This is a genomic window from Burkholderia sp. Ed8, from assembly GCF_040761425.1.
Lineage (GTDB): Bacteria > Pseudomonadota > Gammaproteobacteria > Burkholderiales > Burkholderiaceae > Burkholderia > Burkholderia seminalis.
On sequence record NZ_CP142886.1, the window covers coordinates 1459493 to 1479598 of the forward strand.

Genomic DNA, 20106 nt, shown 5'->3' on the forward strand with positions numbered 1-20106 from the left:
TGTCGGCCTGCCGGAGGTGCCCGGTCGCGTTGGCTCGTTTCGACGCAATCGGGGAGGCGCCGGCAGTTTTACAGGAGGTGCAATGAACACACGTCATATCCAGAGTTTCCTGATCGTGTCCGCCGCGTTTTTCGCGATGACCGGCCCGGTGCGCGCGCAAGGCGCGAGCGCACTGGCGGCAGCCGGCGCGCAGATGCGTCAGATCGTGCCGGCCCAGGACGCCGCCGCGCAGCCGTCGGCCGAGCGCGCCGTCGAGTCGAAGGCGAACGCGCGTTGATCCGGTCGCGCGGCCGGCAGGCCGCGCCGGAATGAGAGAAGGGCGGGAATCCTCGGATTCCCGCCCTTTTTCTTTGCGCCGCCGGATCGTGCGGCCGGCCCGGTTGCCCGAGGCCGCCGCTTGCCGAGTGCGTCAGGCCTTGTCCTGCACGACGCCGCGGCGGATCTGGTCGAGTTCGATCGACTCGAACAGCGCCTTGAAGTTGCCTTCGCCGAAGCCCTGGTTGCCCTTGCGCTGGATGATCTCGAAGAAGATCGGCCCGATCTGGTTCTCGGTGAAGATCTGCAGCAGCAGGTCGTCGCGCGCGCCGTCGATCAGGATCTTGCGCTTCTTCAGTTCGTCCAGCGATTCGCCGTGGTTCGGCACGCGGCGGTCGACCAGCTCGTAATACGTGTCGATCGTGTCGAGCAGTTTCACTTCCTTGCTGCGCAGGCCGTCGACCGCCTGGTAGATGTCGCTCGCGCCGAGCGCGATGTGCTGGATCCCTTCGCCGTGGTACGCGTCCAGGTATTCCTGGATCTGGCCGGCCGTTTCCGAGCCTTCCTCGTTGATCGGGATGCGGATCTTGCCGCACGGCGACGTCATCGCCTTCGACTTCACGCCCGTCACCTTGCCTTCGATGTCGAAGTAACGCACTTCGCGGAAGTTGAACAGGCGCTCGTAGAACTCGGCCCATTCCTGCATGCGGCCGCGGTGCACGTTGTGCGTCAGGTGGTCGATGTACGTCAGGCCGTGGCCGACCGGGTTCGGGTTCGCGCCGGCGATCGGCTCGAAGTCGACGTCATAGATGCTGATGTCGCCGATCGCGCCCGGCTGCGCGCCGTTCTTGCCGCGCCAGCGGTCGACGAAATAGATCAGCGAATCGCCGATGCCCTTGATCGCCGGGATGTTCAGCTCCATCGGGCCCGTCTTGTTGTCGAAGCCCCACGCGCCGAGGTCGAGCGCGCGCTGGTACGCCTTCGCGGCGTCCTGCACGCGGAATGCGATCGCGCAGATCGACGGGCCGTGCAGGCGCGCGAAGCGTTGCGCGAACGAGTCGGGTTCGGCGTTGATGATGAAGTTGATGTCGCCCTGGCGGTACACCGTCACGTCCTTGTGGCGGTGGCGTGCGATCGCGGTGAAACCCATCCGCTCGAACAGTTGTCCGAGCGCTTTCGGGTCCGGCGCCGTGTATTCGATGAATTCGAAGCCGTCGGTGCCGACGGGGTTGTCCCAGTTGGGGATCTGCATGTCGTGTCTCCTGTGCGGGGCGGTCGGCCCGGGGCGACGTCCGCCTGCCTGGCCTGGTTCGATGTCGACGGCCGCACATGCCCGGGCGTGCGCGGCGAATCGATACATGCGACAGAGTGTAGCGGGCGGGCACGAGCGGAAACTTGCGAACTTAATCGCCGTCCCCTACGATGGCGCAATTTCCAGCCTTGAAACAATCATTGGAGGGCAGAAGATGGCGCAAGCCGAACTGGATGCCATCGACCGGCGGATTCTCGCGATTCTTCAGGAGAACGGGCGCCTGTCGAACCAGGAGATCGCCGAGCGCGTGAACCTGTCGCCGAGCCCGTGCCTGCGGCGGATCCGGCGGCTCGAGGAGATCGGCGTGATCACCGGTTATGTCGCGCTGCTGAACCCGCAGAAGCTCGGGCTCGACCTGCTCGCGTACGTGAGCGTGCGGCTCGAGAAGCGCGGCGGCCTGGCGCCGATGCGGGTCGACGAGACGTCGGCGCGCGCGGGCGCGACCCATGCGGAGCTGTTCCGCGCGGCCGTGCAGACCTGGCCGGAAGTGGTCGCGTGCCACGCGATGACGGGGGACATGGATTACCTGCTGCGCGTGCAGGTGGAGGACATGGCGCATTTCTCCCGCTTCGTGCAGGAGCACTTGCTGCATCATCCGTCGGTGATCGACGTGAAGACGAGTTTTTCGCTCGAATGCTTCAAGGAGACGACGGCGTTGCCGATTCGCTCGGTGCGCTAGTGTGGAGGGAAGGGCGGGAACCGGGCGCGCCGCTGGCGCACCCGGCCGGCCGATGTCAGGCCGTCAGTGCGGCGGGCATCAGCGATTCGATGAACTTCGTCGTGCGGCGCGCCTGGCGCTTCATCGCGTAGTCGAACACCGCGGCCTGTTCCTGCAGCATCTCGGCGATGATCGTCGAGTGGTCGGCCGGCGGCAGCGACAGGTACGCATCGGCTTCGCCGTACGCGTACTCGATTCGCATCCCGGACTTCTTCGCGATGTGCATCATCGTCGCGTTACGCGACAGGCAATGCATGTACAGCATCGTCACGTGCGTATTGCGGCTGCGGATCGCCGCGCGCTCGAACAGCTTCGAGCCGACGCCGCGGCCGCGTGCGCTTTCGAGCACCGACACGCCGAATTCGGCCGTGCGCTTGTCGCCCTCGGCCGGCAGGTAGGCCAGGTGGCCGACGCCGATCAGTTCGAGGTCGTGGTCGAACACGCCGAACACGGTGTCGCGACCGAAGTCGATCGTGCGGACATAGTTCTCGATCACGTGGTCGGGCACCATCTGGCCGAAGCGCAGCAGGCGGTCCTCTTCGCCGAGCGAGAGAAAGTGGGTGAGCATCTGCTCACGGTCTTTGGAAGCCAGTTCCCTGACGAGAACCGGCGCACTGCCGACCGTGCCGGCGACTGCGGCGGGGCCGTTGAATTGCGTGTTCATCGTGGGTTCCTCAGTGTGTGGCTGCACAAGCGGGTTGTGCAATGCAACAGCATTTTACCCGACAGGGGTTGGGGAAAACCCGTATTTGACGTTGTTTGTGCCGAGGAGAAATTCTAAACCCGCTTAGTTCATTTGCTATCTATTTGATTTTTAACGGATTTAAAATTCATCATATGAAACGCGCGACGGGTGATCGCAGTGTACCCATCACGCAACGCATGCTGCTGCGCGGCAATCAAGCCGCCGTCGACAGCCCGCGTTCGATCAGGTCGATCACCTGCTCCGCGAAGTCTCGATAGCCGAGGCGGCCGCCCGGCTTCAGCCACGTGAACGTCCAGTTGATCATTCCGAACACCATCATCGTCACCGACGTTTGGTTTTCCTTCGAGATGCGGTCCGGGTACGCGCGGGCGAGCTGCCGCGTGAATGCCGCGACGATGTCGCGCTGGCGGTCGAGCACGATTTCGCGCTGCGCGTCCTCGAGATACTTCACGTCGTTGAGCAGCGCGACGTGCCGGCTGTGCGACGTCTCGTATTCGGCGAGGAACGCGCGCACGAGCTCGGCGAACGCGTCGCGTTCGCTCAGGCCGCGCCGCTGGCTCGCGCCTTCGACCTCGGCGATGATCAACATCAGCCGTTTGGTATAGCGGTCGAGCAGGTCGAACAGGATCGCTTCCTTGCTCTCGTAATAGTGATAGAGGCGTGCCTTCGACGTGCCGCTCGCGGTCGCGAGATCGGACATCGACGTGCTCGGATAGCTCGTCTGCGCGAATTTCTCGGCGGCCAGATCGAGGATCTGTTCGCGCTGGGATTCGTGGTCGGGCGCTCGGGTACGGGCCATGGTCGAATGGGGAAGATTAGCGGTGCGCGAAAGCCGCGCGGGCCGCGCGCACCTGCGTGGAAGAGAGGGCGTCGGGCGCGTCGTCCTGCAACTCGAGCCGGCCGGCTGCCGCCAGTGCGCGGCAGCGCCACCAGGCGATCGAATCGCTGACGAACAGCCCGCCGCGGTCGGCGGCGGCCATGATGCTGCCGACGAGGCGCCGCGCGGGCAGCCAGTCGGTTTCGGCGTGCGAGACGATAAGCGCGTCGAGATCGGCATAGTAGCCGCTCTTGATCGTGTTGCTGACCCAGTAGCGCAGTTCGGCGTTCAGGTGTTTCGCCTCCTGCCATTCGAGTGCGAGGCGGCCGATGCGCAGTACCGAGACCGGCGCGGCCGCCGGGCGTTTGCGCGCCAGTTCCGCGGGCGAGAACATCCCGGTCGAGCATGCCTGGTCGGTGCGCGACAGCGCCCTGCGCTGCGCCGGGTCGAAATCGGCGGCCGACAGCCGTACCTCGTTCAGGCGCTGCGGCACGTTGCGCAGGTGGTAGGCGACGCGGCGCAGCAGCAGCTTGTCGCCGACGCTCGGCGCGTGCCATACGACCACCTGGCCCGTGTCCATCGCGAGTTGGTCGAGACGCGCGAATTCGCCCTCGATTTCCGCGTTCCAGTCGGGGATCTGGTCGCCGAGCACGTCGTGCCAGAAGGCGGCGCGCGTGTCGGGCGTCTCGTCGGCGCCCTTGAGCGGTCCGACGCCGAGATCGTCGAGCAAACCGACGACGTGCTCGTCGCGCCCGGCTTGCGCGAGTGCCTCGCGCAGCGACGCGGCGGCGGTGCCGCCCTGAATCACATGAATGGTACTCATCGGCCTGTCGTCAACAAAAGAAAACCGCCGGCCGGGCGGACGTCGCGATGTCCAGCCGGCCGGCGGCCCCTAGTGTAAGCGAGATGTGTGACGGCGAGAAACCGCCCGGCGCCGCGGCGCAATGCCGCTCAACGCTCGTCGTAGCTCACGACGACCTTGTCGCTGATCGGGTGGCACTGGCACGTGAGCACGAAACCGTCCTTCACTTCGTGCTCTTCGAGCGTGTAGTTCTTCTCCATGCGCACCTCGCCTTCGATCACCTTCGCGCGGCACGTGCAGCACACGCCGCCCTTGCACGCGTACGGCAGCGCGAGGCCCGCGCGCAGGCCGACATCGAGCAGGCTCACGCCTTCGTACGGCAGGCGCAGCTTGCGCTTCTTGCCGTCGAGCACGATTTCGAGGTCGGCGGCCGGCGTCTGCTCGGTGATTTCGACGGCCGGCGCGCCGGCTTGCGGCAGCGGCGTGCCGAAGCGCTCGACATGCACCTTCGCCTGCGGCACGCCGGCCGCCTTCAGCGCGGCTTCCGCCGCGTCCATCATCGGCGCCGGGCCGCAGATGAACGCTTCGTCGATCGCGTCGGCGGGCGTCAGCGTGCGGAGGAATTCCGCGCATTTCGCCTGGTCGAGCACGCCGTTGAACAGCTCCACGTCCTGCAGGTCGTCCGACAGCACGTGATAGAGGACGAAGCGGTTCATGTAGCGGTTCTTCAGGTCCTTCGAGCTCCTCCGCGAACATGATCGCGTCGACGCTGCGGTTCCCGTAGATCAGCGTGAAGGTGCTGCGCGGCTCGAGTTCGAGCGTCGTCTTCACGATCGCGAGCACCGGCGTGATCCCCGAGCCGCCGGAAAACGCGACGTACTGCTTGCCGTGGTCGGCGTTCAGGTGCGTGAAGAAGCGGCCGTCCGGCGTCATCACGTCGATCGTGTGGCCGGGCTTCAGCGTGTCGAACGCGAAGTTCGAGAAGCGGCCGCCGCGCACGCGCTTGATGCCGATGCGCAGTTCGCCGTCGCGGTCGTAATCCGTCGTGCCGACGCAGATCGAATACGAGCGGCGCGTTTCCTCGCCGTCGATGTGGGTCTTCAGCGTGACGAACTGGCCCTGCGTGAAGCGGTACGCGTCGCGCAGCTCGGGCGGCACGTCGAACGAGACGGTGACGGCGTCGGCGGTCTCGGGCCGCACGTCGCGGATACGCAGCGGATGAAATTGCGGGGTCGCCATATTCAGTAGGGTTTGAAGTAGTCGAAGGGTTCGCGGCAGTCGACGCAGCGATACAGCGCCTTGCAGGCCGTGGACGCGAATTGCGCGAGACGCTCGGTGCGGGCGGAGCCGCAGCGCGGGCAGGCGGGCGCCGCGACCGGCCGCGGCACGAAGCGCACGACGTTTTCCCGTGGCGCGGCGCTGCCGCACTGGCCGACCGGCGGCGCGATGCCGTACGCGCGCAGCTTGTCGCGCGCCTCCTGCGTGATCCAGTCGGTCGTCCACGCGGGCGCGAGCACCGTCTCGATCCGGTGCGGCGGCAGGTCGGCGGCCTGCAGCGCGGCGGCGATGTCCTCGGCGATCTGCGACATGGCCGGGCAGCCCGAGTAGGTCGGCGTGATCACGACCTCGAGCTGGCCGTCGTCCGCGCGGCGGACGTCGCGCAGGATGCCGAGTTCGCGGATCGACACGACCGGAATCTCGGGATCGGGCACGGCTTCCAGCACGTCCCATGCGCGGGCGAGCAGCGGATCGTCGTGGCGCGCGGCGGGTGCGGCGTGGGAGGGGGCAGCGGTCTGGACGGACATCGTCGGGCTCCGTGGCGTTGGCCGGTTACCAGGTTGCGCCGGGATGCTGGCGCGCGAGGCTCTGCATTTCGGCGAGCAGGTAGCCCATGTGCTCCGAGTGCTCGCCCTGCTTGCCGGTCGTCACGTGCTTCACGGGCGCCGGCAGCGCGAGCGTCGCCTCGGCGAGCGCATCGTCCACGTCCGCGCGCCACGCGGCTTCGAGCGCGGCCGGCGCCGGGCCGATGCCCGAAGCGGCGATCGCGTTGTCGATCGCATCGGCCGCGAAGCATTCGCGCGTGTACGGCATCAGGTAGTCGAGCGCATCCTGCGCGCGGCGATGCGATGCGTCGGTGCCGTCGCCGAGGCGCACGAGCCACTCGCGGGCGTGCTGCACGTGATAGCGGGTTTCCTTCACCGATTTCGCGGCGATCGCGGCGAGCTGCGTGTCGGTCGACGTTTCCAGTGCGCTCCATACGTGCAGCATCAATGCCGCGTACAGGAAGTTGCGCACGATCGTCACCGCATAGTCCTTGTCGGCGTGCGCGGTGCCGGAGACCGGCCCGTAGTGCGGCAGCTCGGCGAGCGTGAAGTTCGCGAATTCGCGCTCGGTACGGAAGTACGCGTAGTCGTCCTCGGTCTTCGTCGTGCCGTTGAGCTGGCGCTCGAGCTCGGCCGCGTGCGTATACAGCATGCGCGCCTGGCCGATGAGGTCGAGGCTCATGTTGGTGAGCGCGATGTCTTCCTCGAGGATCGGGCCGTGGCCGCACCATTCGGCGTTGCGCTGACCGAGGATCAGCGCGTTGTCCGCGAGGCGCAGCACGTAGGAGAGGTGTTCGGGCGTGATCGTCATGGCGCGGGCGTTACATGTGGTTGACTTCGTCGGGCAGCGTGTAGAACGTCGGGTGACGGTAGATCTTGTCGCCCGCCGGTTCGAACAGCTCGGCCTTCTCGTTCGGGTCCGACGCGGTGATCGCCGACGACGGCACCACCCAGATGCTCACGCCTTCCTGGCGCCGCGTGTAGACGTCGCGCGCCATGCGCAGCGCCATCGTCGCGTCGGCGGCGTGCAGACTGCCGCAATGCTTGTGGTCGAGGCCCTGCTTGCTGCGCACGAACACTTCCCAGATCGGCCATTCCTTGTTCATCACTTTCTCCTGATTCCTGAATTCGGGTGTTGCCGCTCAGGCGGCGTGCTGTTCGGCGCGGGCGCGGCGCTTCGCTTCGTGCGCGAGCGCGGCTTCGCGTACCCATGCGCCGTCCTCGTGCGCTTTCACGCGGGTCGCGAGGCGTTCCTTGTTGCACGGGCCGTCGCCGTTGACCACGCGCCAGAATTCGTCCCAGTCGATCGTGCCGTAGTCGTGGTGGCCGCGCGCTTCGTTCCATTTCAGGTCGGGGTCGGGCAGCGTCACGCCGAGCACCTTCGCCTGGTCGACCGTCGCGTCGACGAATTTCTGCCGCAGGTCGTCGTTCGAGATCCGCTTGATGCCCCATTTCGCGGACTGGCTGCTATGGACCGAGTCGGCGTCGCTCGGGCCGAACATCATCAGCACCGGCCACCACCAGCGGTCCACGGCCTGCTGGACCATCGCGCGCTGGGCGTCGCTGCCCTTCATCATCGACAGCAGTGCGTCGAAACCCTGACGCTGGTGGAACGACTCTTCCTTGCACACGCGGATCATCGCGCGAGCGTAGGGGCCATACGTGCAGCGGCATAGCGGGATCTGGTTCATGATCGCGGCGCCGTCGACCAGCCAGCCGATCACGCCGACGTCGGCCCAGGTCGGCGTCGGGTAGTTGAAGATGCTCGAATATTTCGCCTTGCCGGCGTGCAGTGCGTCGATCAGCGAATCGCGCGACACGCCGAGCGTTTCGGCCGCGCTATAAAGATAGAGGCCGTGGCCGGCTTCGTCCTGGACCTTCGCGAGCAGGATCGCCTTGCGCTTCAGGCTCGGCGCGCGCGAGATCCAGTTGCCTTCCGGCAGCATGCCGACGACTTCCGAATGCGCGTGCTGCGAGATCTGGCGTACCAGCGTCTTGCGGTATGCGTCGGGCATCCAGTCCTGCGGTTCGATCTTGCCGTCGGCTGCCATCACCGCGTCGAACCGCGCCTGCTCGGGCGACTCGGCTGCGGCGTCGAGCGGTGCGACGTTGCCGGGGATGTCGAGGGATTGCGTGTACATGGCGAGACTCTCGTCCGGTTGAATGTGTGCGAAGTATAAACCAACCGACCGGTCGGTTAATAAATTTCTTGCGGATTTGCGGCGAGACTCGGGTAAACGAGGGACGTCGGGGCGCGATCGGGCGACGCAGCGCGTTCCCGCACGCGAGCCTCGCGCCTTCTGCGGCACAATGCCCGCTTTCCGATGAGGATTTTGCCGATGTCATTCCGAAGCAGTTTCGCCGCGGCCATGCTGGGTGCGGCCGTTCTCGTGTCGCCGCTTGCTGCGTTCGCCGCGCCGGCCGGATGGGTTGCCGCGTGGGCCACCGCGCTGCAGCCGATTCCCGACCTTGCTGCGCCGCCGCCGCTCTACCGCGCGCCCGACGTGGCCGGGCGCGCTGTGCGCCAGATCGTGTACCCGACGGTGTCGGGGCGCGCCGCGCGGATTCGCGTCAGCAATGCGTACGGCCGTGCGCCGCTGGTCATCGAGGCCGCGAGCCTCGCGCGCGCCGGCGAGGGGGCGGCGCTCGCCGGCGGCGCGGTCGCGCCGGTCCGGTTCGGCGGCAAGCCGTCCGTGACGCTCGCGCCCGGCCAGGAGATCGAAAGCGATCCGGTGGCCATCGACGTGGCGTCCGCGCAGCCGTATGCGATCAGTCTCCAGATGGGGCCAAACCAGCGGATGACGGTCTGGCACCGCGTGTCGAACCAGTTCAACTATGTGTCTGCGCCGGGCGATCACGTGAACGATCCCGGCGCCGCCGCGTTCCGTACCCGTTTTACTCAATATGCCTGGGTGACCGAGCTGGCAGTCGAAACAGGTCCCGCGCGCGCCAGTATCGCCGCGATCGGCGACTCGATCACCGACGGGCTGCGCTCCAGCGTGAACCGGAACCGCCGCTGGCCTGACGCACTCGCGCGCCGGCTGACGGCGTCGGGGGCCGATTCGGTCGGTGTCGTGAATCTGGGCATCAGCGGGAACCGGCTGCTCAGCGATTCCGCGTGCTACGGCACGTCGCTGGCGTCGCGGTTCGAGCGCGATGCGCTGTCGCGTGCGGGTGTGAAGGCGGCGGTCGTGCTGATCGGCATCAACGACATCAACTTCGCGGCGATGCCGCCGCGCGTGGGGCTCGATTGCGACCACCCGCATACGCAGGTGACGGCCGCGTCGCTGATCGACGGCTACCGCCGGCTGATCGAGGCGGCGCACCGCCAGGGCGTGAAGGTTTACGGCGCGACGCTCACGCCGGCGGCGTTGCCGGCCGGGCGTGAAGCGATCCGGCTCGAGGTGAACCGGTGGATCCGGAGCGGCGGCGGGTTCGACGGCGTGGTCGATTTCGATGCGGTGCTGCGCGATCCGGCGCGCCCGAGCGTGCTGCAGCGCCGATATGACAGCGGCGACGGTATTCATCCGAGCGACGCGGGCTACACGGCGATGGCCGACGCGGTGCCGATCGAGCAGCTGCAGGCTGCGGCCGGCGGCAAGTGATGAGGCTCTATATATAGAGAGAAGTGTGGTCGGCGACGGTGCGGGCGTCGTTGTCGCGTCGCCCGTCGAACCCCCAGCCCCCGTGCGCGGCAGCGCACGGGGGCTTTTTCAAACTTTTTTCACAAAGGGCTTGCGTGGGCGGCGCGAGGTGCATAGAATCACGCCTCTTTCGCGCTCACGGAAACGCGGCGCGGAAGGGAGGGAAGCAGTGCGGTTGGGGCTTGGCAGGAACGGCCTCGGCGGTACGGAAGTTGAGCCCCGCGGTCGCAACGACGTAGTGCAAAAAGTTGTTGACGAGCTGCGAAACACGGTTCATAATCTCGCTTCTCTGCTGCTGAAAACGCAGCGCTGCCGGGAAACACGATGTTCCTCGCAGATTGCTCTTTAAAAATTAACAGCCGATAAGTGTGGGCGCTTGATGACAGCGAGCTGATCCTCGGATCAGATAGCGAAAGTATCAAGAGTCTCACACTAAAGTAAGTCAGGTTTATGAAGTGATTCATATTCCTGTCAGCTTTGAGTGAGCGACCGGTTCTTAACCGAACCGAAAACAGTAACAGGTTTGAACTGAAGAGTTTGATCCTGGCTCAGATTGAACGCTGGCGGCATGCCTTACACATGCAAGTCGAACGGCAGCACGGGTGCTTGCACCTGGTGGCGAGTGGCGAACGGGTGAGTAATACATCGGAACATGTCCTGTAGTGGGGGATAGCCCGGCGAAAGCCGGATTAATACCGCATACGATCCATGGATGAAAGCGGGGGACCTTCGGGCCTCGCGCTATAGGGTTGGCCGATGGCTGATTAGCTAGTTGGTGGGGTAAAGGCCTACCAAGGCGACGATCAGTAGCTGGTCTGAGAGGACGACCAGCCACACTGGGACTGAGACACGGCCCAGACTCCTACGGGAGGCAGCAGTGGGGAATTTTGGACAATGGGCGAAAGCCTGATCCAGCAATGCCGCGTGTGTGAAGAAGGCCTTCGGGTTGTAAAGCACTTTTGTCCGGAAAGAAATCCTTGGCTCTAATACAGTCGGGGGATGACGGTACCGGAAGAATAAGCACCGGCTAACTACGTGCCAGCAGCCGCGGTAATACGTAGGGTGCAAGCGTTAATCGGAATTACTGGGCGTAAAGCGTGCGCAGGCGGTTTGCTAAGACCGATGTGAAATCCCCGGGCTCAACCTGGGAACTGCATTGGTGACTGGCAGGCTAGAGTATGGCAGAGGGGGGTAGAATTCCACGTGTAGCAGTGAAATGCGTAGAGATGTGGAGGAATACCGATGGCGAAGGCAGCCCCCTGGGCCAATACTGACGCTCATGCACGAAAGCGTGGGGAGCAAACAGGATTAGATACCCTGGTAGTCCACGCCCTAAACGATGTCAACTAGTTGTTGGGGATTCATTTCCTTAGTAACGTAGCTAACGCGTGAAGTTGACCGCCTGGGGAGTACGGTCGCAAGATTAAAACTCAAAGGAATTGACGGGGACCCGCACAAGCGGTGGATGATGTGGATTAATTCGATGCAACGCGAAAAACCTTACCTACCCTTGACATGGTCGGAATCCTGCTGAGAGGTGGGAGTGCTCGAAAGAGAACCGGCGCACAGGTGCTGCATGGCTGTCGTCAGCTCGTGTCGTGAGATGTTGGGTTAAGTCCCGCAACGAGCGCAACCCTTGTCCTTAGTTGCTACGCAAGAGCACTCTAAGGAGACTGCCGGTGACAAACCGGAGGAAGGTGGGGATGACGTCAAGTCCTCATGGCCCTTATGGGTAGGGCTTCACACGTCATACAATGGTCGGAACAGAGGGTTGCCAACCCGCGAGGGGGAGCTAATCCCAGAAAACCGATCGTAGTCCGGATTGCACTCTGCAACTCGAGTGCATGAAGCTGGAATCGCTAGTAATCGCGGATCAGCATGCCGCGGTGAATACGTTCCCGGGTCTTGTACACACCGCCCGTCACACCATGGGAGTGGGTTTTACCAGAAGTGGCTAGTCTAACCGCAAGGAGGACGGTCACCACGGTAGGATTCATGACTGGGGTGAAGTCGTAACAAGGTAGCCGTATCGGAAGGTGCGGCTGGATCACCTCCTTTCCAGAGCTTCTCGCAAAGTTGAGCGCTCACGCTTATCGGCTGTAAATTTAAAGACAGACTCAGGGGTCTGTAGCTCAGTCGGTTAGAGCACCGTCTTGATAAGGCGGGGGTCGTTGGTTCGAATCCAACCAGACCCACCATTGTCTGGCGGTAGGTACCTGAGGCATCTGTACTCATGGGGGCATAGCTCAGCTGGGAGAGCACCTGCTTTGCAAGCAGGGGGTCGTCGGTTCGATCCCGTCTGCCTCCACCAATCTTCAATGACAAGCGTTCGACTTGCGTCGAATCTTTGTCATTGGCGATTGAGCCAGTCAGAGGATATCAACAGATATCGGCTGTCGTTCTTTAACAATCTGGAAGAAGTAAGTAATTTGGATAGCGGAAGCGTCTCGAGATGGACGTGGAAACTATCCGGGTTGTGATTGTATCGATGTATCTCAAGATGATTCGAACTCTATGTTTGACTCAATTGGAATACGGCACAACGCGAGAACTCAACCTGTAGCGACTGTCGATGAGACAGACTCGTTATAGGGTCAAGCGAACAAGTGCATGTGGTGGATGCCTTGGCGATCACAGGCGATGAAGGACGCGGTAGCCTGCGAAAAGCTACGGGGAGCTGGCAAACGAGCTTTGATCCGTAGATGTCCGAATGGGGAAACCCGGCCCTTTTGGGTCATCCTGGACTGAATACATAGGTCCAGTGAAGCGAACGCGGTGAACTGAAACATCTAAGTAACCGCAGGAAAAGAAATCAACCGAGATTCCCAAAGTAGTGGCGAGCGAAATGGGATGAGCCTTGCACTCTTTATTTGTATTGTTAGCCGAACGCTCTGGAAAGTGCGGCCATAGCGGGTGATAGCCCCGTAGGCGAAAACAGTATGAAAGAACTAGGTGTGCGACAAGTAGGGCGGGACACGTGAAATCCTGTCTGAAGATGGGGGGACCATCCTCCAAGGCTAAATACTCGTGATCGACCGATAGTGAACCAGTACCGTGAGGGAAAGGCGAAAAGAACCCCGGGAGGGGAGTGAAATAGATCCTGAAACCGCATGCATACAAACAGTCGGAGCCTCGTAAGGGGTGACGGCGTACCTTTTGTATAATGGGTCAGCGACTTACGTTCAGTAGCAAGCTTAACCGTATAGGGCAGGCGTAGCGAAAGCGAGTCCGAATAGGGCGTTCAGTTGCTGGGCGTAGACCCGAAACCAGGTGATCTATCCATGGCCAGGATGAAGGTGCGGTAACACGTACTGGAGGTCCGAACCCACTAACGTTGAAAAGTTAGGGGATGAGCTGTGGATAGGGGTGAAAGGCTAAACAAACCTGGAAATAGCTGGTTCTCTCCGAAAACTATTTAGGTAGTGCCTCGTGTCTCACCTTCGGGGGTAGAGCACTGTCATGGTTGGGGGGTCTATTGCAGATTACCCCGCCATAGCAAACTCCGAATACCGAAGAGTGCAATCACGGGAGACAGACATCGGGTGCTAACGTCCGGTGTCAAGAGGGAAACAACCCAGACCGCCAGCTAAGGTCCCCAAATATAGCTAAGTGGGAAACGAAGTGGGAAGGCTAAAACAGTCAGGAGGTTGGCTTAGAAGCAGCCACCCTTTAAAGAAAGCGTAATAGCTCACTGATCGAGTCGTCCTGCGCGGAAGATGTAACGGGGCTAAGCTATATACCGAAGCTGCGGATGCGTGCTTTGCACGCATGGTAGGAGAGCGTTCCGTAAGCCTGCGAAGGTGCGTTGAAAAGCGTGCTGGAGGTATCGGAAGTGCGAATGCTGACATGAGTAGCGATAAAGGGGGTGAAAGGCCCCCTCGCCGTAAGCCCAAGGTTTCCTACGCAACGTTCATCGGCGTAGGGTGAGTCGGCCCCTAAGGCGAGGCAGAAATGCGTAGCTGATGGGAAGCAGGTCAATATTCCTGCACCATTGTTAGATGCGATGGGGGGACGGATCGCGGAAGGTTGTCCGGGTGTTGGAAGTCCCGGTCGCTGCATTGGAGAAGGCACTTAGGCAAATCCGGGTGCGCAATTCAAGGGTGTGGCGCGAGCTCCTTAGGGAGCGAAGCAATTGGAAGTGGTTCCAAGAAAAGCCTCTAAGCTTCAGTCTAACGATGACCGTACCGCAAACCGACACAGGTGGGCGAGATGAGTATTCTAAGGCGCTTGAGAGAACTCGGGAGAAGGAACTCGGCAAATTGGTACCGTAACTTCGGGATAAGGTACGCCCTTGTAGCTTGACTGGCCTGCGCCAGGAGGGTGAAGGGGTTGCAATAAACTGGTGGCTGCGACTGTTTAATAAAAACACAGCACTCTGCAAACACGAAAGTGGACGTATAGGGTGTGACGCCTGCCCGGTGCCGGAAGATTAAATGATGGGGTGCAAGCTCTTGATTGAAGTCCCGGTAAACGGCGGCCGTAACTATAACGGTCCTAAGGTAGCGAAATTCCTTGTCGGGTAAGTTCCGACCTGCACGAATGGCGTAACGATGGCCACACTGTCTCCTCCCGAGACTCAGCGAAGTTGAAGTGTTTGTGATGATGCAATCTACCCGCGGCTAGACGGAAAGACCCCATGAACCTTTACTGTAGCTTTGCATTGGACTTTGAACCGATCTGTGTAGGATAGGTGGGAGGCTATGAAACCGGAACGCTAGTTTCGGTGGAGCCGTCCTTGAAATACCACCCTGGTTTGTTTGAGGTTCTAACCTTGGCCCGTGATCCGGGTCGGGGACAGTGCATGGTAGGCAGTTTGACTGGGGCGGTCTCCTCCCAAAGCGTAACGGAGGAGTACGAAGGTACGCTAGGTACGGTCGGAAATCGTGCTGATAGTGCAATGGCATAAGCGTGCTTAACTGCGAGACCGACAAGTCGAGCAGGTGCGAAAGCAGGTCATAGTGATCCGGTGGTTCTGTATGGAAGGGCCATCGCTCAACGGATAAAAGGTACTCTGGGGATAACAGGCTGATACCGCCCAAGAGTTCATATCGACGGCGGTGTTTGGCACCTCGATGTCGGCTCATCTCATCCTGGGGCTGTAGCCGGTCCCAAGGGTATGGCTGTTCGCCATTTAAAGAGGTACGTGAGCTGGGTTTAAAACGTCGTGAGACAGTTTGGTCCCTATCTGCCGTGGGCGTTGGATATTTGAAGGGGGCTGCTCCTAGTACGAGAGGACCGGAGTGGACGAACCTCTGGTGTACCGGTTGTCACGCCAGTGGCATCGCCGGGTAGCTATGTTCGGAAGAGATAACCGCTGAAAGCATCTAAGCGGGAAACTCGCCTTAAGATGAGATATCCCTGGGGACTAGATCCCCTTGAAGGGTCGTTCGAGACCAGGACGTTGATAGGTCAGGTGTGTAAGCGCAGTAATGCGTTCAGCTAACTGATACTAATTGCCCGTAAGGCTTGATCCTATAACAAGTCTGTTTTACAGACAGCGGTTGAATGACCGCGATGTGCTGATACGCACAACACCAAAATTACTGCTTCTTCCAAGATTGGTTGCGCTGCGAAGCAACGCAACAACCCCCTTTGCCTGATGACCATAGCGAGTCGGTCCCACCCCTTCCCATCCCGAACAGGACCGTGAAACGACTCTACGCCGATGATAGTGCGGATTCCCGTGTGAAAGTAGGTAATCGTCAGGCTCCCTAAGCCAAGAACCCCCGCCCGAACAGGCGGGGGTTTTTGCATTTCGGCGACGGAAATGCGCGTGGGCGGTCAAGCGCAATGCGGCCGGAACTGATGCGTCGATGACGTCGACGCGGGCCGCGCTCGTATCCAGTCGGCGCAAATTCCCTCCGTCTGCTGGGTGGCTCAGCACCCGCAAATAGCAATTGGTGTCGCTGAGGTCGGCATCCTCTCGTCATCGACTCGAAGTGACGACACGCTCGGCCGACAGCCGGTCCGCTCGATCGCCTGTTCGCCGGAACTCCATGTCGAGGATTTGCACAACGCCATGTGGCTTGGCGCAATGGTTCTTGCCGTCAGGATATTTGCCATCTCGTCCCATCTGCATACGTACGGAAGCCTTCTCCCGCGAAAATTGCGGCGCTCGTTCCATTGTTACGAGGCCCCCCTTGCGTTTTTCGCGACCGGGTCGGCTGCCGGTGTGAGCGTCGTACGGCTTGCGGCGCAGCTGAACTCCGACGTTTCTTGTCGAAGGTACGGAATGATCGAGGCGCCATGAAACGGCACGACAGAGTTGCGTCGGATAACGCAAAGTGGTGCTATCAAGTGCCGTTCTTCGCCTAATCCGCCGGATATCATCCGGATTCGACTCATCCGAGGCGGTGAGCACCCGGTTCGCGGCAAACGTAACGATCCGGCTGGAGTGCCAGTTGTAACGCCTGTGCGTCGCCCTGCAGGCGCTATCAATCTTTTTAACGAGCATGGGGCGGCCACCTCAGAACACGTAGATTTCCTCGATGAGCGAATAGGCGGTGCCGCCGAAGCAGGCGCTTCCTTCTTCGATCGGCGCAAAGTGCGCGCCGTTTGCGTCGACGCCGGTCGATCGCACCGCGCACGTCGTGCTGAGATCGCGCAGCGCGGAATCCTTGGTTGGCGGAAACCGGCGTGTTGTGTCCCGGCCTTATTCCCGAGTCGGCACGGGCATCGCTGGGCAGCGCGCGCCGGTCATCAACGCCGCGGGGCAGAGGTCAGCTTTCCAGTGCCTCCGGAAGTATGAGGTGCGGCGAAAGCCCCTGCACCGAACCCCGCGTAACTATTCACATTCAGCTGAACGAGATGGGCGTCGTGCGGGCACGCAGGATGTCGTGTGTACGCGGGGGATTCGCTGCGATAAGCCGACCAGATGCTGACGTTGGTCGGCCAGCGCGACGGGGAGAGGTAGCGGGCACCGTATTTCAGGACGTTTGCCAAGGTCGTGGTGCGGGGCGTGTGGGGCGCGCCTGGTGACCGTATATCATCGCCGAGCAAAGGCTGCAGCACGCCCCCCAGGCAGGTCGCGCTGTCGGATTCGGCGGGCGGGGCGCTGTCGCCGGCCGGGACGGGATAAACGGACGCATCGTTGGTCCGCCGTGCATAGGCGATCGCGTCCTGATTCATCGGCCATGCTGCGGTCGAACCGCTATGCGTCGAGCTCAGGCAGCGGACGTCGAGCACGCGGGCTTCAACTGATCATATGCGGCGAGAGCTGCTGCCGCTCCGGAGCGTCTCTCGGCGTGGTTTTTATCCTGGGCTTGCTGACGGATCTTCGCGATCGGGCTCGAGCGACCCCGGGTGTCAGTGGCGGCGGCATGTGCGGCCGGTCCGCCCAAGGCCGTGAAGGCAATCGCAAGAGCGAGCAGGCGCATGGGAATCCACGCGGGAAGATGACGGAAGGCGAGGGTTGGTATCGCGCCGGCCGTAGGTTCGCGTGGGGGATTTCATCCGGGCGCGGCGGTGCCGTTGCCATGGCGCCACCACCGGAAGGTTCGGATAACCCCTTGCCGGGTACCCCGGGCAGTTCGAGCCTGGCCGCGGCGACGCGGGTAGCGAGTAATCCCCGATTTCGTGCAAGCAACCGCGTGCGGAAGCCGCCAGGCACACCGTCCGCGAGGTCGGCGAAGCCGCCCGGCACGAAATTTGCGGAAATTTTGCGTCTACCCGCTTGGCATTGTGTGAAAGAGGTCGTATGATGGCGGTCTTTCGTTTTTAGCGCAGATGCAGATCGGCGCTAAGGGCGGAGTCTGACGAAGATGTGGCGCCGGTCGGCAACATCTCGTGCTTGCCTTAGCCGGGCAAGGGCGGGAGATCGGTGGTAAAGCGGGAGTCAGGAAGAGAGTGAAAATAATCTTCCGGATGTGCTTGACACGAGTGCGATGCACCCCCATAATCGTCAGTTCTCTACGGAGGGGTGCCCGAGTGGCTAAAGGGGGCAGACTGTAAATCTGTTGGCTTACGCCTACGTTGGTTCGAATCCAACCTCCTCCACCAAGATATCAGCGTAGCGAGCGGTAGGGAATCGTTAGTGGCCCGTGCGGGTGTAGCTCAATGGTAGAGCAGAAGCCTTCCAAGCTTACGACGAGGGTTCGATTCCCTTCACCCGCTCCAGACCGCGAAGTTGAAGCGTAAAACGCCCATGTGGCTCAGTGGTAGAGCACTCCCTTGGTAAGGGAGAGGTCGGCAGTTCGATCCTGCCCATGGGCACCAGCAGTAAAAAGTCAGTGTCTTGTTTGCGCGCGGCGCAACCTGTGAAATTCCTTTTGGGAGTTGAAAATGGCCAAGGAAAAGTTTGAGCGGACCAAGCCGCACGTGAACGTTGGTACGATTGGTCACGTTGACCACGGCAAGACGACGCTGACGGCAGCGATCACGACGGTTCTGACGAAGAAGTTCGGCGGCGAAGCGAAGGCGTACGACCAGATCGACGCGGCACCGGAAGAAAAGGCGCGCGGCATCACGATCAACACGGCACACGTCGAGTACGAAACGGCGAACCGCCACTACGCACACGTCGACTGCCCGGGCCACGCTGACTATGTGAAGAACATGATCACGGGCGCAGCGCAGATGGACGGCGCGATCCTGGTTTGCTCGGCAGCTGACGGCCCGATGCCGCAGACGCGTGAGCACATCCTGCTGGCGCGTCAGGTTGGCGTTCCGTACATCATCGTGTTCCTGAACAAGTGCGACATGGTGGACGACGCTGAACTGCTCGAGCTGGTCGAGATGGAAGTTCGCGAGCTGCTGTCGAAGTACGACTTCCCGGGCGACGACACGCCGATCGTGAAGGGTTCGGCGAAGCTGGCGCTGGAAGGCGACACGGGCGAGCTGGGCGAAGTGGCGATCATGAGCCTGGCCGACGCGCTGGACACGTACATCCCGACGCCGGAGCGTGCAGTTGACGGCGCGTTCCTGATGCCGGTGGAAGACGTGTTCTCGATCTCGGGCCGTGGTACGGTGGTGACGGGTCGTGTCGAGCGCGGCATCGTGAAGGTCGGCGAGGAAATCGAAATCGTCGGTATCAAGCCGACGGTGAAGACGACCTGCACGGGCGTTGAAATGTTCCGCAAGCTGCTGGACCAAGGTCAGGCAGGCGACAACGTGGGTATCCTGCTGCGCGGCACGAAGCGTGAAGACGTGGAGCGTGGCCAGGTTCTGGCGAAGCCGGGTTCGATCACGCCGCACACGCACTTCACGGCTGAAGTGTACGTGCTGAGCAAGGACGAAGGCGGCCGTCACACGCCGTTCTTCAACAACTACCGTCCGCAGTTCTACTTCCGTACGACGGACGTGACGGGCTCGATCGAGCTGCCGAAGGACAAGGAAATGGTGATGCCGGGCGACAACGTGTCGATCACGGTGAAGCTGATCGCTCCGATCGCGATGGAAGAAGGTCTGCGCTTCGCAATCCGCGAAGGCGGCCGTACGGTCGGCGCCGGCGTCGTCGCCAAGATCATCGAGTAAGCCAGTTATTCGTTGATCGACAGTTTTGGGGCTGGCAACAGCCGGCCCCAACATGGTTTAGGGGTATAGCTCAACTGGCAGAGCGTCGGTCTCCAAAACCGAAGGTTGGGGGTTCGATTCCCTCTGCCCCTGCCAAAAATAGCCACGTGTCCTACGTGGCATTTGTTTTAAGGTGTTATGGCGAATCCATCCGTCGAAACTGTAAATACCTCCGGCGATAAGCTGATGCTGGCCCTGGGTGTATTGCTGGTGTTGGCCGGATTCGTGGGCTTCTTCTGGCTGGCCAATCAGCAGTGGTATGTCCGCGGTGCCGCGTTGGCGGTAGGGATCATCGCCGGTGTGGCCGTCGGGCTGATGTCGGTCCCTGGCAAGAGCCTCATCGCTTTTGCCAAGGATTCGTACAAGGAAGTCCGGAAGGTCGTTTGGCCCACCCGCAAGGAAGCAACGCAAACCACGCTCGTCGTGTTCGGTTTCGTGCTCGTGATGGCGATTTTCCTCTGGTTGAGTGACAAATCGATCGAATGGGTGATTTTCTCGGCGATTCTGGGTTGGAAATGA

Annotated in this window: 14 protein-coding genes, 6 tRNA genes, 3 rRNA genes and 1 pseudogene; 14 read left to right on the top strand and 10 right to left on the bottom strand. The window is 61.8% G+C overall.

Annotated elements, in window-relative coordinates; translation table 11 throughout:
- The first annotated feature begins 82 nt into the window (after nucleotides 1–82).
- Nucleotides 83–277 (top strand): hypothetical protein, encoded by a 195-nt coding sequence (locus VXM69_RS20635; RefSeq protein ID WP_049028196.1) that lies wholly within the window; start codon nucleotides 83–85, stop codon nucleotides 275–277.
- A 132-nt stretch (nucleotides 278–409) separates the two neighbouring features.
- On the opposite strand, the gene hppD is transcribed toward VXM69_RS20635, so the two are convergent.
- Nucleotides 410–1507, bottom strand: a complete 1098-nt coding sequence (gene hppD / locus VXM69_RS20640; RefSeq protein ID WP_034188022.1) for a 4-hydroxyphenylpyruvate dioxygenase — start codon at nucleotides 1505–1507, stop codon at nucleotides 410–412.
- Between the two features lie 214 nt (nucleotides 1508–1721).
- Here hppD and VXM69_RS20645 point away from each other — a divergent pair, with 214 nt between their 5' ends.
- Nucleotides 1722–2246 carry an Lrp/AsnC family transcriptional regulator gene (locus VXM69_RS20645; RefSeq protein WP_034188021.1) on the top strand — a complete coding sequence of 175 codons (525 nt, stop codon included), beginning with the start codon at nucleotides 1722–1724 and terminating at the stop codon, nucleotides 2244–2246.
- Nucleotides 2247–2301: 55 nt separating this feature from the next.
- On the opposite strand, the gene VXM69_RS20650 is transcribed toward VXM69_RS20645, so the two are convergent.
- From VXM69_RS20650 to paaA, 8 genes and pseudogenes are all read right to left on the bottom strand, one after another.
- Nucleotides 2302–2949 carry a GNAT family N-acetyltransferase gene (locus tag VXM69_RS20650; RefSeq protein ID WP_059559326.1) on the bottom strand — a complete coding sequence of 216 codons (648 nt, stop codon included), beginning with the start codon at nucleotides 2947–2949 and terminating at the stop codon, nucleotides 2302–2304.
- Between the two features lie 235 nt (nucleotides 2950–3184).
- Nucleotides 3185–3790 (bottom strand): TetR/AcrR family transcriptional regulator, encoded by a 606-nt coding sequence (locus VXM69_RS20655; RefSeq protein ID WP_006482923.1) that lies wholly within the window; start codon nucleotides 3788–3790, stop codon nucleotides 3185–3187.
- Between the two features lie 16 nt (nucleotides 3791–3806).
- Nucleotides 3807–4631 carry a DUF1835 domain-containing protein gene (locus VXM69_RS20660; protein WP_049030972.1) on the bottom strand — a complete coding sequence of 275 codons (825 nt, stop codon included), beginning with the start codon at nucleotides 4629–4631 and terminating at the stop codon, nucleotides 3807–3809.
- Nucleotides 4632–4759: 128 nt separating this feature from the next.
- Nucleotides 4760–5849: pseudogene (paaE, locus tag VXM69_RS20665) on the bottom strand (1,2-phenylacetyl-CoA epoxidase subunit PaaE).
- A gap of 2 nt (nucleotides 5850–5851) precedes the next feature.
- On the bottom strand, nucleotides 5852–6415 hold the full coding sequence (gene paaD, locus VXM69_RS20670) for a 1,2-phenylacetyl-CoA epoxidase subunit PaaD (RefSeq protein WP_069245527.1): 564 nt from the start codon (nucleotides 6413–6415) through the stop codon (nucleotides 5852–5854).
- A 25-nt stretch (nucleotides 6416–6440) separates the two neighbouring features.
- Nucleotides 6441–7244: a 1,2-phenylacetyl-CoA epoxidase subunit PaaC gene (paaC, locus tag VXM69_RS20675; protein ID WP_034188016.1), complete on the bottom strand. Its 804-nt coding sequence runs from the start codon at nucleotides 7242–7244 to the stop codon at nucleotides 6441–6443.
- Nucleotides 7245–7254: 10 nt separating this feature from the next.
- Nucleotides 7255–7539, bottom strand: coding sequence for a 1,2-phenylacetyl-CoA epoxidase subunit PaaB (gene paaB / locus VXM69_RS20680; RefSeq protein WP_034188015.1), 285 nt, complete (start codon nucleotides 7537–7539; stop codon nucleotides 7255–7257).
- A 36-nt stretch (nucleotides 7540–7575) separates the two neighbouring features.
- Nucleotides 7576–8574, bottom strand: coding sequence for a 1,2-phenylacetyl-CoA epoxidase subunit PaaA (gene paaA / locus VXM69_RS20685; protein WP_006477414.1), 999 nt, complete (start codon nucleotides 8572–8574; stop codon nucleotides 7576–7578).
- Between the two features lie 198 nt (nucleotides 8575–8772).
- Here paaA and VXM69_RS20690 point away from each other — a divergent pair, with 198 nt between their 5' ends.
- The 6 genes from VXM69_RS20690 (at nucleotide 8773) to rrf (ending at nucleotide 15785) form a co-directional block, all read left to right on the top strand.
- Entirely contained in the window at nucleotides 8773–10038 is a 1266-nt protein-coding gene (locus VXM69_RS20690; RefSeq protein WP_049029601.1) for an SGNH/GDSL hydrolase family protein, read from the top strand.
- Between the two features lie 564 nt (nucleotides 10039–10602).
- Nucleotides 10603–12135, top strand: a 16S ribosomal RNA gene (locus VXM69_RS20695).
- A 63-nt stretch (nucleotides 12136–12198) separates the two neighbouring features.
- Nucleotides 12199–12275, top strand: a tRNA-Ile gene (locus VXM69_RS20700).
- Nucleotides 12276–12312: 37 nt separating this feature from the next.
- A tRNA-Ala gene (locus VXM69_RS20705) sits at nucleotides 12313–12388 on the top strand.
- 281 nt (nucleotides 12389–12669) lie between these two features.
- Nucleotides 12670–15551 (top strand): 23S ribosomal RNA (locus VXM69_RS20710).
- A gap of 121 nt (nucleotides 15552–15672) precedes the next feature.
- A 5S ribosomal RNA gene (rrf, locus tag VXM69_RS20715) occupies nucleotides 15673–15785 on the top strand.
- The 16S, 23S and 5S rRNA genes sit together here with 2 tRNA genes alongside, the layout of an rRNA operon.
- A gap of 218 nt (nucleotides 15786–16003) precedes the next feature.
- Here the strand turns inward: rrf and VXM69_RS20720 are convergent.
- Entirely contained in the window at nucleotides 16004–16531 is a 528-nt protein-coding gene (locus tag VXM69_RS20720; protein WP_367190126.1) for a hypothetical protein, read from the bottom strand.
- Nucleotides 16532–17989: 1458 nt separating this feature from the next.
- Here VXM69_RS20720 and VXM69_RS20725 point away from each other — a divergent pair.
- From VXM69_RS20725 to secE, 6 genes are all read left to right on the top strand, one after another.
- Nucleotides 17990–18075 (top strand) — tRNA-Tyr (locus VXM69_RS20725).
- 43 nt (nucleotides 18076–18118) lie between these two features.
- A tRNA-Gly gene (locus VXM69_RS20730) sits at nucleotides 18119–18192 on the top strand.
- 24 nt (nucleotides 18193–18216) lie between these two features.
- Nucleotides 18217–18291, top strand: a tRNA-Thr gene (locus VXM69_RS20735).
- Nucleotides 18292–18357: 66 nt separating this feature from the next.
- The gene (gene tuf / locus VXM69_RS20740) at nucleotides 18358–19548 is read left to right on the top strand and encodes an elongation factor Tu (protein WP_006482910.1); all 1191 of its coding nucleotides are present in this window, start codon (nucleotides 18358–18360) and stop codon (nucleotides 19546–19548) included.
- Between the two features lie 59 nt (nucleotides 19549–19607).
- Nucleotides 19608–19683, top strand: a tRNA-Trp gene (locus VXM69_RS20745).
- 42 nt (nucleotides 19684–19725) lie between these two features.
- Nucleotides 19726–20106 (top strand): preprotein translocase subunit SecE, encoded by a 381-nt coding sequence (gene secE, locus VXM69_RS20750; RefSeq protein WP_059535562.1) that lies wholly within the window; start codon nucleotides 19726–19728, stop codon nucleotides 20104–20106.